11 protein-coding genes and 1 pseudogene are annotated in these 14,730 nt (G+C 51.8%); 4 read left to right on the plus strand and 8 right to left on the minus strand.

All coding sequences use genetic code 11. The annotated features are described in order from the left end of the window. Positions 1 to 39 precede the first annotated feature (39 nt). The 3 genes from BFV64_RS11460 to BFV64_RS11470 all read left to right on the plus strand — a co-directional run bounded on the left by BFV64_RS11460 (position 40) and on the right by BFV64_RS11470 (position 3,401). Positions 40 to 780: a response regulator gene (locus BFV64_RS11460; RefSeq protein WP_014883845.1), complete on the plus strand. Its 741-nt coding sequence runs from the start codon at positions 40 to 42 to the stop codon at positions 778 to 780. Further along, on the plus strand, positions 777 to 2,075 hold the full coding sequence (locus BFV64_RS11465; protein WP_023330427.1) for an ATP-binding protein: 1,299 nt from the start codon (positions 777 to 779) through the stop codon (positions 2,073 to 2,075). The genes BFV64_RS11460 and BFV64_RS11465 overlap by 4 nt, the downstream gene beginning before the upstream one ends. 135 nt (positions 2,076 to 2,210) lie before the next feature. After that, a complete protein-coding gene (locus BFV64_RS11470) occupies positions 2,211 to 3,401 on the plus strand; it encodes a cytochrome c biogenesis protein/redoxin (protein WP_023330428.1) in 1,191 nt (396 codons plus the stop codon). 8 nt (positions 3,402 to 3,409) lie between these two features. On the opposite strand, the gene tam is transcribed toward BFV64_RS11470, so the two are convergent. Then, complete coding sequence (gene tam, locus BFV64_RS11475) at positions 3,410 to 4,168, minus strand: trans-aconitate 2-methyltransferase (RefSeq protein ID WP_014883848.1); 759 nt, start codon at positions 4,166 to 4,168, stop codon at positions 3,410 to 3,412. An 83-nt stretch (positions 4,169 to 4,251) separates the two neighbouring features. Continuing rightward, the gene (locus BFV64_RS11480) at positions 4,252 to 4,836 is read right to left on the minus strand and encodes an NUDIX hydrolase (RefSeq protein ID WP_014883849.1); all 585 of its coding nucleotides are present in this window, start codon (positions 4,834 to 4,836) and stop codon (positions 4,252 to 4,254) included. An 86-nt stretch (positions 4,837 to 4,922) separates the two neighbouring features. Here BFV64_RS11480 and BFV64_RS11485 point away from each other — a divergent pair, with 86 nt between their 5' ends. Then, a complete protein-coding gene (locus BFV64_RS11485) occupies positions 4,923 to 5,684 on the plus strand; it encodes a DeoR/GlpR family DNA-binding transcription regulator (protein WP_014883850.1) in 762 nt (253 codons plus the stop codon). 32 nt (positions 5,685 to 5,716) lie between these two features. Here the strand turns inward: BFV64_RS11485 and BFV64_RS11490 are convergent, their stop codons facing one another. The 6 genes and pseudogenes from BFV64_RS11490 to silA all read right to left on the minus strand — a co-directional run bounded on the left by BFV64_RS11490 (position 5,717) and on the right by silA (position 14,724). Beyond that, positions 5,717 to 6,079 carry a TIR domain-containing protein gene (locus tag BFV64_RS11490; RefSeq protein ID WP_023330429.1) on the minus strand — a complete coding sequence of 121 codons (363 nt, stop codon included), beginning with the start codon at positions 6,077 to 6,079 and terminating at the stop codon, positions 5,717 to 5,719. A gap of 143 nt (positions 6,080 to 6,222) precedes the next feature. After that, complete coding sequence (locus BFV64_RS11495; protein WP_045134025.1) at positions 6,223 to 6,672, minus strand: PACE efflux transporter; 450 nt, start codon at positions 6,670 to 6,672, stop codon at positions 6,223 to 6,225. A 402-nt stretch (positions 6,673 to 7,074) separates the two neighbouring features. Next, a complete protein-coding gene (locus BFV64_RS11500) occupies positions 7,075 to 8,022 on the minus strand; it encodes a hypothetical protein (RefSeq protein WP_069602093.1) in 948 nt (315 codons plus the stop codon). An 817-nt stretch (positions 8,023 to 8,839) separates the two neighbouring features. Continuing rightward, positions 8,840 to 9,931, minus strand: coding sequence for a cell envelope integrity TolA C-terminal domain-containing protein (locus BFV64_RS11505; RefSeq protein ID WP_069602094.1), 1,092 nt, complete (start codon positions 9,929 to 9,931; stop codon positions 8,840 to 8,842). Between the two features lie 265 nt (positions 9,932 to 10,196). Further along, positions 10,197 to 11,501 carry a type II toxin-antitoxin system HipA family toxin YjjJ gene (yjjJ, locus tag BFV64_RS11510; RefSeq protein ID WP_045134087.1) on the minus strand — a complete coding sequence of 435 codons (1,305 nt, stop codon included), beginning with the start codon at positions 11,499 to 11,501 and terminating at the stop codon, positions 10,197 to 10,199. A gap of 44 nt (positions 11,502 to 11,545) precedes the next feature. After that, positions 11,546 to 14,724 (minus strand): annotated as a pseudogene (gene silA / locus BFV64_RS11515) (Cu(+)/Ag(+) efflux RND transporter permease subunit SilA). Positions 14,725 to 14,730 lie beyond the last annotated feature (6 nt).

The following is a 14,730-nucleotide window of genomic DNA, read 5'->3' on the forward strand; positions in this document are numbered from 1 at the left end:
GCTATTTTCAATACGTTACCCTTCAGTCTGGAGATTTCGGTGGAGCATATTGACCATATCCTTGTCGTCGATGACGACAGGGATATTCGTGAACTGATTGTCGACTATCTCGTTAAGTCCGGTTATCGCGCCTCCGGCGCGGCCAACGGCAAGGAGATGCGCGCCGTGCTGGATAAACAGCATATCGACCTGGTGGTGCTGGACGTCATGATGCCCGGCGATGACGGTCTTACGCTGTGTCGGCAACTGCGTGTCGGCAAACATAAAGATCTGCCTATCCTGATGCTGACGGCGCGTAATGAGGAGACGGACAGGATCCTGGGGCTGGAGATGGGCGCGGATGATTACGTTGTGAAGCCTTTTGTTGCGCGCGAATTGCTGGCGCGAATCAAAGCGATTTTACGCCGTTTTCGTACAATGCCGCCCAATTTACAGGTAACAGAAGCAGGGCGACTGGTGACGTTTGGTGAATGGGAGCTCGATACCGTTGCCCGCCACCTGATAGACCCGGAAGGGGTGATTGTGGCGCTCAGCGGGGCGGAGTATCGCCTGCTGCGCGTTTTCCTCGATCATCCTCAGCGCGTGTTGACTCGCGATCAACTGCTCAACCTGACGCAGGGGCGCGACGCCGAACTGTTTGAACGTTCTATCGATCTGCTGGTCAGCCGGGTACGTCAACGCCTGAATGAAGATGCGCGTACACCCGCCTATATTAAAACCGTGCGCAGCGAGGGCTATGTGTTTACCATGCCGGTCACGATCAAAGAGGCGAACGAATGAGGTTCTGGCCACGCTCACTGTTGGCCCGTTTGCTGATCATTGTGCTTCCCGGCCTGTTGCTGGCCAACGCCCTGAGCCTGACGCTGGTCATGATAGAACGAATGCACAGCGCCCGCACGGTGATGCTCGGTAACCTGGAATACGATGTCGCGACCAGCGTGGCCATTTTAGACCGCTTGCCGGCCACTGAACGGGCGGCCTGGCTGCCGCGCCTTGAGCGGGGTAACTATCGTTATATCCTCGGTCCGGGTGAGCCGGGCAACGCACCGACGGATATGCGTTCCCGGGATGCCATCCGTACCCTAAAAGCGACACTGGCAGCACAATACCCGCTCAGCTTTACGGCTGTTCCTGGCGCCATTTCACATATCCAGGCGCATCTTACGTTACACGACGGCGCGCCGTTGACCATTGATCTGATCCCGCGCATGCCACCGGTCGCCAGCTGGCTGCCCGTTGTTCTCATCCTGCAACTGTTGCTGCTCGCGGCCTGCTCCTGGTTTGCCGTGCGGCAGGTAGTGCGGCCTTTTTCACAGTTTACCCGCGCGGTTGACGCCCTGGATCCGGCGGCCAATACGCCAATGACCGAGAAAGGGCCGCTTGAGGTACAACGGGCTGCCCATGCCTTCAACGCCATGCAGGCACGTATTCAGTCTTATCTCCGGGAACGTGCGCAGATTCTGGCCTCCATTTCGCACGATCTCCAGACGCCGATTACCCGCATGAAGCTGCGGGTCGAAATGGCGGAACACCCTGAACTGCGCGACAAGCTCATGGATGACCTTGATAATATGTCGCGTCTGGTGCGCGAGGGAATTGCCTATGCCCGGTCATCAGAATCACTGGAAGAGACATCGCTGAAGCTGGAACTTAATGCCTGGATAAACAGCATCGCCTGTGATTATCAGGACATCGGTAAAAACGTGCAATTTCAGGCGGGCGAATCCCGTTTGCCGATTGTCACGCGTCCGCAGGCGCTTCGCCGGGTGATGACCAACCTGCTGGATAACGCCCTGAAATTTGGCGAGCGCGCCAACATTGTCATTGATGATTCATCCGCCAGTGAGGTGGTGATCCACATTATTGATGGCGGCCCGGGAATACCCGATGCCGAACTGGAGGCCGTATTGCAGCCGTTTTATCGGGTTGAAACATCGCGCAACCGTGATACCGGTGGAACCGGACTGGGTCTGGCAATTGCTGCGCAACTGACCGCACAGCTGGACGGCAAGCTGAAGCTGGTGAACCGCGCCGAGGGCGGGCTGGATGTCTCCGTTACGCTCCCACGACGTTAATTGTATGGCTTTGTATCTGCCTTCCGGGAAGATACAGAGCCAGACAAAACCCGCGCTTTTACACATATCCTGAACACATCCGCACGATGAAATAGCCTCACTGCAGCGTCGCAGGACTTGTATCGTGAGGTCTCTATGTTTTTGATAATTGCTTTTCTGGGCGGGATGATAAGCCTGCTCAGTCCATGTACGCTCCCGGTTATTCCCCTCCTGTTTGCCGGTTTTCAGGGGCAAAGACGACATATTATGGCACTGCTCGCGGGGATGATCGTGATGTTCACCCTGGTTGCGATGGTTGTCACCGTCGCCAGCGAGTGGATAGCTGAAGCCACCGTCGTTGGACGCTGGATCGCGCTTATCATTCTGGCTACGGCCGCGCTGGCGTTAATTTTTCCCTCCTTTGCCCAGCGAATTGCCGGGCCAGCAGTCAGCGCGGGAAACGTCCTGAACACCCGAAGCGGACAAACACGCGGCATGGCATCTGCTTTTCTGGCCGGGCTGGCGGTCGGGTTGCTCTGGTCCCCCTGCGCAGGTCCCATTCTGGGGGCGATATTCAGCCTTAATATTGCGGGACATTCAGCCATCGCGACAGGGGCGTTACTTGCCGCCTACGGCAGTGGATGCGCGTTAATGCTGGGTTTACTCGTTCTCGGAGGCCGCACGCTGATGGCACCACTGAGAGCAAAATCGGCGCTGATGGCGAAGCTTCGCCAGGGGGCTGGCGTGGTGATGTTAGCGGCTGTCGTCTTTAACGCGACCGGAATGACGTCTGTTCTGAAAGGCGCAAATGGGGTGGCGGACCGTCTTGAAACCACGCTGCTGAATCTGGCAAAACCCGCTACACAAGCGGTGAAGCTCCAGCCGGTGGTGATGACCGAGCCGAGTAGCCAGCTGCCGTCGTTGAGCGGTGGAACAGGGTGGATAAACGGTGACCCTGTCACGTCTGAATCGCTGCGCGGGAAGGTGGTCCTGATTGATTTCTGGACCTGGGACTGCATTAATTGCCAGCATACGCTTCCGCATGTGCGCGACTGGGCCACAAAGTATCAGTCGGAAGGTCTGGTCGTGATTGGGGTTCATACCCCGGAATATCCGTGGGAGAAACCGATTTCGTCGGTAAAAAATGCGGTGAATAAATGGCAGCTGCCGTATCGGGTTGTGACGGATAATAATTACCAAATCTGGAATGCTTTCGGCAACCAGTACTGGCCAGCGCATTATTACTTTGATGCTAAAGGGCAGCTGCGCTACACCTCCTTTGGGGAGGGAAATTACGATAAACAGGAACAGGTGATTCAACAGCTGCTGAAAGAAGCCCGTTCCTGATTACCGCCTCAGGGTTGACGCTGAGCAACCATAAACAACCGAGGAAAAGCCAGCAGTATCTGCCCGTTTTCCTGGAGCGGATACTGCTCTTCCAGTAGTTCATGGTAGCGTTTCAGGAAACGTTTCTGTTCGTGCTCGTTCAGTTCCTGGAGCCATGGGCGTAACCCGGTGGCGCTGACCCAGTCAATGATGGCCTGATGCGAGCGCATTTTATGGAAATAGGTCGTCCGCCAGATATCCACCTCACACCCGGCTTCGGACAAAATGTCATAGTAGGCATGGACCCCAGGCAGCGGTTCTCTACCGCGGTCAGGATAGTCTTGCTCCAGGGCCACTTCGCGCATGGCTACGTGAGTAGGCTCAAGCCAGTTGTCCGGCATCTGGATCGCCAGGACGCCATTAAGCGCGAGGAGAGAAACAAGGTGAGGCAGAAGATCGTAATGGTCTGGAACCCATTGCAATGAGGCATTGGCATAAATCAAATTCAGCGCCTGGTCCGGCTTATACTGGCGGATATCGGACTCAACAAAGCGGCAGCCCGGCAGCGCACTGCGCGCCTCTTCCAGCATGGCAGGCGAGTTATCGACCCCGGTAATCTGTGCGTTCGGCCAGCGATGGCGCAACAGCGCCGTGCTGTTTCCCGGACCACAGCCCAAATCGGCGAGGGTGGCGACGTCATCCAGTGGGATTCTGGCGAGTAGCTCAGCGGCAGGACGCGTGCGTTCAGCACCGTATTGCAGATAAAGAGAAGGGTTCCAGTCGGCCATCTTTAGATCTCCTTTTTGCGTGTACCAGCAAGGATAGCACAGGCCGGCACCTGCACCGGGACAGGTGCCGCAACAAGGTCAGATTACAGAATGCCTTTCAGTGCAACATGATAGAGCAGCATGATGGTTTTCCCGTCAACAATCATGCCCGTTTCAATGCCCCGCAAAGCGTCCTCAAAGGGGAGCTCCAGCACGTCGATATCCTCACCCTCCGCTTTGATACCGCCGCCTGCGCTGGTTTTATCCTTTGGCTGATATTCGGCAAGGTAGAAGTAGAGTTTCTCCGTAACGGAACCCGGGCTCATATAGGCTTCAAAGATTTTCTGCACGCTCGACACCTTAAACCCGGTCTCTTCTTCCGCTTCTGCCTTTATTCGGCTCTCTGGATCCATATTGTCGAGCAGGCCCGCAGCAGCCTCGATCAGATCACCCTGATGACCATTGATAAAGACCGGGAAACGGAACTGGCGAGTCAGAATCACCGTTTTTTTATCACGGTTGTAGAGCAGAATAGTCGCGCCATTCCCCCGGTCATAGACTTCACGTGTTTGTCGCTGCCATTCGCCATCGCGTCGTTGATGGTCAAAGGTATATTTTTTGAGTAAGTACCAGTTATCTGACAATATTTCATCGTTAATGATGCGCACATCTGCACGTTTCGATTGCACGTTTTGTCCTCCTTACGTAGAGTAACGATCAATAACAGCATTAACGTGCAGTTTCAAGATTTATCATGCAATATCAGGAATCCAGAATGCTCACCAGTCAGCGAAAACAATTGATACTAGAGAAGCTCGGCGCCGAAGGCCAGGTCCAGTCTAAAGCGCTCAGCATTCTCTTTGATGTCTCTGAGGACACCATCCGGCGTGATTTACGCGAGCTGGCGGCAGAAGGGCGTTTACAGCGTGTTCACGGCGGTGCGCTGCCGTCGTCTTCCGCTATTGTACCTTTTGCAGAGCGTCAGTCCGTTAAAATGGATGCCAAAAGAAAGGTAGCGCAGAAGGGCGCGCAGCTGATTTCTTCGGGCCAGGTAGTGATCATTGACGGTGGAACGACCACCTCTGAACTGATTACTTTCTTACCGCCTGATTTGCGTATTACCGTGGTGACGCACAGTCCGAGCATTGCTCTGGGGCTGGTTAATCATCCCGCTATTGAAGTGATTCTGATTGGCGGCCGTTTGTATAAACACTCGATTGTTGCAGTCGGCGCGGCGGCCATCGAAGGTATCGAAAACATTCATGCCGATCTGTTCTTTATGGGCGTGACCGGGATCCATCCGGAAGCAGGGTTGACCACGGGCGATTTCGAAGAGGCGTGCATCAAACGTGCATTTTCCGGCAGAGCGGCCGAGACGGTTGTTCTGGCTTCACCGGAAAAAATCAATACGGCGTCATCGTTTGTGATTGGGGACGTATCCTTAGCGAATACCCTTGTCGTCGAAGACGATACCGATCGTGGCTGGGTGCATACGCTATCCGAAAAAGGGGTATCGGTCGTACTGGCTTCCTCATGAGCCAGTCAGATGACTGACTGGCACGGTCATCGTTAAGCCTGAGGAATGCTCTCCAGCGTAGTATAAATCGTGAGGCCAAGTTCCCTGGCCACTTCAATGTCCATATCCGCCCCCTTAGACGCACCGGCAATCCGATAAATCGCATCGCATTTTGCGATGAGCCGGTGAGCTACGGGGTAAAGCATTGATTCTGCGATGTCATCTCCCAACGATGTCGAGCCCGCGGCCTTCGCCAGCGGCAGAGCCAGCCATTCGCCAATGACCGGAACGTGACCACGCTGGTATACGGCTAATGCGGCGTTTTCGAGACGCGCAAGATTCTCATCAATGCGCGCCTGAAGGCCATCGGTGCCGCTTCGATAGGGGCCGGCAATTAAAATGAGCTGTTGTGTCATAGATACCTCTGTCAGTGTGATTGCATGAAGTTGCACGTTTGCAGACAATATCTTACGAGATTACCGCCGCGTTATGAAATGTTTTCGTGCATTATCGTGCAAAATCATGCATGACAAAGCATGTAATCACTTAGGCAGAAGGGCTATTGCAACGAAGCCGAACGCCTCCGTCCAACGAACATCCAACGCAGGTAATCGTATAGCCAGTTAAACAGCATTGTGTATGGCAGGAAAAACAGCACCAGTCCAATCTCAACGAAAAATGCCTCAGTGAGGGGTAAATCCAGCATAACCATCGCAACGGGGATTAAGGTGATGATCAGTCCTGTTTCAAAACCCACCGCATGGATAGCACGAACAAGGAAGGTTCGTTGAAAGCGGTATTTTTTCTGCAGCGAGTCAAAGAGTTTATTAAAAACAAAATTCCATGCCGTCGCGGTCAGTGCAGATATCACGGACAGCGAGCCAGACTGAAGTATCGAAACGTTCATCAACCAGGCAAGCGACAGCGCGATGATAACGTTAGCTATGACTTCAAAAATGACAGCATGGAAGATTCGTTCTTTAACGCTTTTATTTAATTCAATTTCCATTTGCTCAGGGCTGCGTTTTCCAAAAGCCGAAGTATATCAGGCATCGTTCAACTTTTTCTAAACACGCAGGATTGAAACTCTGAGCAAAAGCGGAAGGCACTGTGAGATGGTCAACGGAGACGCTTTCAGAGACTATCAGCATTCAGGACAATGACAGCCACGAAACGCCAGATTTCGCCTTACCTAATGCAAGTGCGCATAATGTGTTGAACATGTTAAATGACTGCACGAAGTGCTGGCATTTAGCCTTCTGCAATGAACTGCCAGACGTTGTTACTTGTTTTCTGGCATAGAAAATCGCTGCAACAGCGGAATTACAGATACATCCTGAATGTTCGTTTTTTCTTATTAATAGATAGCATTGTGAAATGCCGGTTATTTTATGACTATTTTATAGCATCATCAACAGGTTGTGGCAACACAGTTTATGTCGGGATTTCTGTTTTCCCACTGAAGTATGAGCCAGCGCAGGTAATGAACATAAACCTGTACATCACCATCAATCATGTAGCAATTACGCTGAATCTTTTTCGTGAGAGGCCAGAACAACACTGTGCCATAAGGGGTTTCAGACAGGATTACTTTCATATTCCCGTTAAGAACAACTTCATAATTAATTTGATTGTTTTTTAATTCATCTTCAGCCTCCGTTAATATCTCATCTCGAATTTTATTTATTTCATGATAATGCCCGGAAGGAATCTTCATGGCAACGCGTCGCAATCCAGCTTCCCTGGCATTTTCTTCTGCGCTGATAAATGCCACCGTGTCAGCAGAATAAATTCGGCGATGTGAGTAATCCTTATCGAGCTCATACTCTCCCGGATTATCCTTCCATTTGTTGTAGCCATGCAATTTTGGAAGGTCATTGCAGAAGTTCTGAAAGTTATGCCATCGCTCGCATACAGTGACACCTTTGTAGCCTTTAAAATACTGCTTTCCTTTGGTTGTCATGTAGCACCTTGCCAGCATGTTATGCCAGAGTATGAATGCTCTCGTTCTTTGGTGTGTTCGGGTGTTTTCAATAGTTGAATGACATCCATTACCAATATATCCGACGCCGTAATATTTTGGTGTCATCAGTAACTTTCGTCGTTCTTCCTCCGATGATGGAAAAGCTTCGTCTGATACAGAACCAGTTTTAATATGCGAGCCATAGGCTTCCTTGATGATGCCACTGTCTTTGAATTCCACGACATAATAGCCTCGCCTTGATTTATCATCAGAGCGACCAAGAATGGCGCATTCTCCATTATGTCGGGTTCTGAATGTTGCACCGGGAAACAATACGTCATGAGTATAATTTTGATGAAAGCAATTATTACGGATACCTTTTTTGTGGTGGGGCATGATATTTCTCCTGCGTGATTTAACTGAAAGGGAAGGGAGCAAAAAGAATCGGGGCGGGTCCTTCTTTTTCGATTCACCTTCAGTCAGGCACTCATGCCGGAGAGATGGATTATATTTATGTAATCACTTCAAAAAATAAAATATAAAATTTTTCAAACAATGAATTGTGACAGATGATGGTACAAACCGTCAGGCGCTCTGTGTGGCATCATTAATACGGCACATACAAATGCGTCAGGTTGCAGCCGGATGCGCTCAGATGGCTGTACAGATGCAATAAACAGGGCGGAACAGGGGGGTTGCCAGTGTGAGAGGGCGCATATGCCTGACAATTGCAAGGCTGTTTATTTATACAGTACCTGGTATTTTGCTTACATCGTGACCGCTGACTGCCTGTATGCGGCTTTGGGGTGATTTTACCCTTAGTTATGGTTTTGCATTGCCATTGACTCTGGCGTTGCGCATGGTGCATTACAGGGAGCGCACTCAGGGTCAGGACTGCGCCGGAATCACCCGATAGGGTGGGGAAATAAAAAAATAAATATAACCGTTTTACAGATTTAAATATCCGTGCTACCATCGCCAAATCGCCAACCGGGGTTAATTCTTTTATATATCTGTTCTGTTGTTCTCTTATATAGACTTACTGTTTAATTGTTATTATCGGTTTTCTGTACTTATCTGCATCTGTCTTTGATGTTTCAATATTATCCCAATATTAAGCCCTCCGCAGGAGAGCCATGCGGCTTGAGCTGACAATAACAACAAAAAGAAAATAAGAATCCCCACAAAAGTGAAGACTCTTACCCGGCATGAACTAGAATTTAAAGTTGAGGGATGGATTACGGAACACTCCGTAAACTTCATTACTCATAGGGCTAAGCCTCATTCCCTTCGATGCCTGCAATACCACAGAGCAAAGCTCTTCATCTCCGGATTCCTTCCTGGCTGACAGAACCTCACCTTTCTGTGACATCCAGACATTTATTGAACATTCTTTTCCTGAAAAACGCGTCGCATCACCAATTCGCCGCATAAATTCATTTCTGAGTGAAGACTGAAAGCGTTGAAAATCGGGGGAGTCAAGGCGAACACTCTTGGATTTATAATCGTCAGCCTGCTTTGTTTTGTTGGTGGCACTTTGTTTTCCGGATGCATCTGCTTTCTCCTTTGCAGCCTCTTTCTCCCTTGCTGCAGCATCACTTTTTTCTGTGTTGTTTTTGCTGCGAGGCTTTGGGTATTCCGAACCAGAACGATAAGCACTTAAATACACTTCTTTGCCAATATCATTCATTCCAGCCAATATTTTTGAGTCAACCGACTGGCGATTGTTACCCGCCATAATTCCCGCAAAACACACCATCTGAAACTCGCCTTTGATTTGATTCCACTCAGCTAATGAAATCTGCACTTGTGGGGGGAGATTCGAGGTTGAATATTTGGCTGCTTTAGATGATATGTCATCGCATATTTCATTTGGATTAAATGAGCTTACTGGTTTTTCTTTTTGCTCGGGCGGCCTGGGATAGTCAAAACCAGAGAATCCATTCAGCATTGCAAAGTAAAGCAGGCTCCCCATGGCTGCTGAAAATTTTTTCTGCTCTTCATTTCCCCCAGGAAGACTGGAGTCAGTCCATTTCCTTGCTTCAGCAAGAGAGTGAGCATTGGCAGCTTCAAATCCCATGTCGCCCATGGTTTTGCCTTTATTGCAGAACGCAGTCAGCGCATCTTTAAATTTTTTCGATTCCGTCTTGTACTGACTGAATGCGGTAATGGTGTCCATGCCGTACTGGCTGACAGGATGGTTATCGCAGTCTTTATTGATACCCAGTGAGTCGGCATTTGCCGAACAGGTAAATGGCAACAGGCTTGCACTTATTACAGTCGCAGCAAGTATTAATCGTTTCATTTGAATCGGTCCCGAAGAGAAACTTCAGGGGGAGCCGTAATTCCGTGAAAGGCCGCAAGACATTTCAACCGTTAGGCGAACCAACCAGACTCAGCACATCCATATTCTGCGAGAACAAGGATGCCCACAAATCTCTGGATTCTGCCTGAATCCATGTTGGTGCGCATAATGTATATTATGTTAAATACAATATTGAGACACTCCAGGTCTCCATACCTTCTGTGATATCTTCCTTAGTCCATAAAAATGCATCTCTCCATGCGCATCATCCCAGGCGCGCTATCCTCGCCCCCGCGTCGTCAATATGTGCGCGTAACGCCACCATGCATGGCGTAAAACTGGCAGAGAAACGGTCGCAATTGCTGGCCAAAGCATAAAAACGCTCAGCCAGTTCCAGCGCCTCGTGCCAGGTATCTCCCTCTATCACCTCAGGAAGCGATGCCGGACGAAGCGTATTCACCATTCCGCCTCCTGACTTAGGTGCAAATCCCATGGGCAGCATGTCATAGGCTGGCGCAAGATGGTAAGGTCGGCCATGCGCGCTGATGAACGACAGATTACCGTGGTGCATGTCGGTATTGCCAATCAGCATGCCAAACGCCCAAAGCCGTGCCGTAGCGGCCACCGCATCAGGGTGAACACAGCCCTGCTTTACCAGCTCATTAACCAGCACGGGCCATGTCTCTCTCGCCCGGCCGACAAATTCCGCTTCCAGCGCTCGTAAAGAAAAGAGACCATTGCGACCAAGCGCGCCTGTGCGATCGAAGCGCGGGATTTCGAGGAAGCGCTGTCCGCCAAAATCAAACAACTCTGTTTCGACGCCGAGCACCTTTAATGCAACGTGTTCCGCCAGCAACAGATCCCGCCAGCGTTCGCTAATAGGGTTATCGTCCGGCGCCGTGAATTTCACGATGACGTGACCTCGTTCTGTATAGGTGCAAAATTTGGGTTGTTCACCACCAGCGGAGGAACCCGGCACCTCTCCGGAGCTAACGGCCAGCGCCAGCGCCGGGTATGCCGTGGGCCGATCCACGGCTACAGGCGACGGCATCTCCACAAAATGGTTCCGCGCCTGTTCACCTATTAACAGATTCCCCACCGCATCGTGTCCGTGTGCCAGCAATGCCCTGATAACATCCGAATCACTCCAGCTCTCTGGATTTGCCGGCAGGCCCAGTTCGAATGAAAATCGGGAGGCATACGCGCGGCCAAGATATCCCTGGGGCCGCATGTCAAACAGCCACCACGGCAACCCGTCGCTATGGAGGCAAATACCGTCCGTTTGCTCCATTACAAATCCGTCTGGATAAACCGGAACGAGTCTGCCCAGCGGTTTAACCTGGCCCTCTTCCGTTATGCGGTAAATGGGGGCCGAACTGAACCCCCGACGCGTATCGCGTAGCACATAGTGAATAGATGGACCGGAGCCGATCCGAACAACCTCATCGCCAAGTGCTTTAATCGCCCTGGAGATGGTTGGCTGGCTAATACCCATAATATCAATTAGTTGTCTTACCGATATTGGGCCTTGCCTCAGCAGTTGTCGTAACGTTTCGGATCGGTTTATCATCGTAGTGAATCGCTTTATGAATAGCATATTGAATAGCTAACTTATCAGGTATTGGGCCCCCTGTCATCTTCGCGAACGATTGTCGCTGAGTTATGCCTGCGCAACCAAATCAACTTGTAAGCCGCAGGAATGATAAACAGCGATAACAGCGGCGCTGTGATCATCCCGCCGATCATGGGCGCCGCTATCCGGCTCATAACTTCCGAACCGGCACCAGTCCCCCAAAGTATTGGCAGCAGGCCCGCAATGATCACCGCGACGGTCATGGCCTTTGGCCGCACACGGAGCACGGCACCATGATATAGTGCTTCATCAAGCCCTTGTTCTGTGAACGTTTCCCGACGGGACAGTTCCGGTTGCGCTTCAATGGCATGACGTAAATACATCAGCATAACGACCCCAAATTCCGCTGCGACCCCGGCCAGGGCGATAAATCCGGTTCCGGTTGCGACTGACATATGGAAACCCTGCCAGTAGAGAAACCATATTCCACCGACCAGGGCGAACGGCAGACTCATCAGGATCAGCATTGCTTCATCCACGCGACGAAACGCCAGGTAAAGTAAAATGAAGATGATCATCACCGTCATCGGTACCATCAGTTTCAGCTTCTTATTGGCATGTTCGAGAAGCTCAAATTGTCCGGAGAAAGACACGCTGGTACCTGGCATCAGCTTCACGTTCTGACTGATGGCCGTCTTAATGTCGTTCACCACCGATACCATATCCCTGCCCCGTGCATCGATGTAAATCCAGCTGGCTGGCCGGGCATTCTCCGTTTTCAACATCGTGGGGCCGGAAACAACCTTAATATCAGCCACATCGCCCAGCGTGATCTGCTGTTTCATCGGCGTCAGGATAGGCATCTGTTTTAACGCATTCGGGCTGTTCCGGTAGTCCTTAGGATAACGAATATTGATCGGGTAGCGGGCGACGCCTTCCACCGTTTCACCTACCGTTGCGCCGCCAATGGCCGAAGAGACAAACAGCTGCACATCGCCCACCGTCATTCCGTAGCGGGCGGCTTTTTCCCGGTTAATATCCACATCAATGTAACGCCCGCCCTCCAGGCGTTCCGCCAGAGCAGACACCACGCCGGGCACCGTTTTGGCGACCGCCTCGATGCGCTGCGCCGTGGCGTCGATATCAGACAGAACGGTACCGGACACTTTGATACCTATCGGGCTTTTGATCCCGGTGGAGAGCATATCAATGCGGTTACGAATAGGCGGAACCCACAGGTTAGCCAGGCCTGGCAAACGAACGGTGTTATCCAGTTCGTCAATAATCTTGTCAATCGTCATGCCGGGCCGCCACTGATCCTCTGGTTTGAGCTGAATCGTGGTTTCCACCATTTCAAGCGGTGCGGCATCCGTTGCCGTTTCTGCCTTACCTGTCTTGCCGAAAACAGACGCCACTTCAGGCACCGTTTTGATGAGTTTGTCCGTGGTTTGCAGGAGCGCCGCCGCTTCTGCCGGAGACACACCGGGCAAGGTCGAGGGCATATACAGCAGGTCGCCTTCGTTGATCTTCGGTAAAAACTCACCGCCAACCTGGCTCAGCGGCCAGATAACCGTGAAGATAGATAAGGCTGCAACCAACAGGGTGGCTTTTGGCCAGTGGAGAACCCTGATCAGCAGCGGATGATAGGCGTTAATCAGCAGCCGGTTCAGCGGGTTACTGTTCTCTGCGGGGATTTTTCCGCGGATCCAGAAGCCCATCAGGATGGGGATAACGATGATGGCGAGCATGGCCGCCCCCGCCATGGAGTACGTTTTCGTGAAGGCCAGTGGACCAAACAGTCGCCCTTCCTGTCCCTCAAGGGTAAAGATGGGAATAAACGATAAGGTGATGATCAGCAGGCTGATAAACAGTGCGGGCCCCACTTCCACAGAGGCATTGGTGATCACCTTCCAGCGGGTGGCGTTGTCGATCTGCTCTTCCGGATGCAGATGATCCCACTCTTCCAGCCGTTTGTGCGCGTTTTCAATCATCACAATGGCCGCATCCACCATCGCACCGACGGCAATGGCAATGCCCCCAGCGACATGATGTTGGCGTTCAGTCCCTGAAAATGCATCACAATAAAGGCAATACACAGGCCGAGCGGCAGAGAGACAATCGCCACCAGTGCAGAGCGGACATGCCAGAGGAACAGCGCACAGACGATGGCCACCACGATAAATTCTTCAATCAGCTTGCCGCTCAGGTTATCGATAGCTCTGTCGATTAACTGGCTGCGATCGTAGGTCGTCACAATCTCGACGCCTTCCGGCAGGCTGGCCTTCAACGTTTCCAGCTTATCCTTCACCGCCGTAATGACTTCACGCGCATTTTTGCCCGAGCGCAGGATCACCACGCCACCCGCCACTTCCCCCTGCCCGTTCAGCTCAGCAATACCGCGGCGCATTTCCGGCCCCGTTTGTACGCGAGCAACATCGCGCAGGTAAATCGGGACACCGTTCTCACTGGTTTTCAGCACGATATTATTGAAATCGTCTATCGTCTGTAGGTAGCCGCTGGCCCGGACCATATACTCTGCTTCCGCCATTTCAACCGACGATCCCCCTGCTTCCTGGTTCGACGACGCAAGGGCCTGCTTAACCTCCGACAGGCTTATGCCGTACTGGGCCAGTTTTAACGGATTGACCTGGATCTGATACTGCTTAACCACACCGCCAACCGATGCCACTTCAGCCACGTTGGGGATGGTTTTTAACTCAAATTTCAGGAACCAGTCCTGCAATGAGCGCAATTCTGCGAGATCGTGCTTACCGGAACGATCGACCAGCGCATATTCAAATATCCAGCCCACCCCCGTGGCATCCGGGCCAATTTCTGAACTCACGCCAGCAGGCAGTTTGCCCTGAACCTGGTTCAGGTACTCCAGTACGCGCGACCGGGCCCAATACAAATCAGTACCGTCTTCAAAAATGACATACACATACGAATCACCAAACTGAGAAAAACCGCGCACGGTTTTGGCACCGGGTACCGACAGCATGGTGGTAGTGAGCGGATAGGTCACCTGATTTTCAACTATCTGCGGGGCCTGGCCAGGATAGCTGGTTTTGATAATCACCTGAACGTCAGACAGGTCGGGCAAGGCATCGACCGGTGTGTTGATGATGGTCCATGCGCCCCAGATGCTAAGAAACAGCGCCCCCATCATCACCAGGAAACGGTTGGCGACGGACCGCCGGATAATCCATTCAATCATCATCGTCCC

This window comes from Enterobacter kobei (genome assembly GCF_001729765.1).
In the GTDB taxonomy this organism is placed as follows: Bacteria; Pseudomonadota; Gammaproteobacteria; order Enterobacterales; family Enterobacteriaceae; genus Enterobacter; species Enterobacter kobei.

What these genes read in the sequence shown, in the direction of transcription:
- BFV64_RS11470 (WP_023330428.1), top strand. Translation starts at nt 2,211, where the DNA reads ATGTTTTTGATAATTGCTTTTCTGGGCGGGATGATAAGCCTGCTCAGT.
- BFV64_RS11505 (WP_069602094.1), bottom strand. Translation starts at nt 9,931, where the DNA reads ATGAAACGATTAATACTTGCTGCGACTGTAATAAGTGCAAGCCTGTTG.
- BFV64_RS11500 (WP_069602093.1), bottom strand. Translation starts at nt 8,022, where the DNA reads ATGCCCCACCACAAAAAAGGTATCCGTAATAATTGCTTTCATCAAAAT.
- BFV64_RS11485 (WP_014883850.1), top strand. Translation starts at nt 4,923, where the DNA reads ATGCTCACCAGTCAGCGAAAACAATTGATACTAGAGAAGCTCGGCGCC.
- yjjJ (WP_045134087.1), bottom strand. Translation starts at nt 11,501, where the DNA reads ATGATAAACCGATCCGAAACGTTACGACAACTGCTGAGGCAAGGCCCA.
- BFV64_RS11490 (WP_023330429.1), bottom strand. Translation starts at nt 6,079, where the DNA reads ATGACACAACAGCTCATTTTAATTGCCGGCCCCTATCGAAGCGGCACC.
- BFV64_RS11465 (WP_023330427.1), top strand. Translation starts at nt 777, where the DNA reads ATGAGGTTCTGGCCACGCTCACTGTTGGCCCGTTTGCTGATCATTGTG.
- tam (WP_014883848.1), bottom strand. Translation starts at nt 4,168, where the DNA reads ATGGCCGACTGGAACCCTTCTCTTTATCTGCAATACGGTGCTGAACGC.
- BFV64_RS11495 (WP_045134025.1), bottom strand. Translation starts at nt 6,672, where the DNA reads ATGGAAATTGAATTAAATAAAAGCGTTAAAGAACGAATCTTCCATGCT.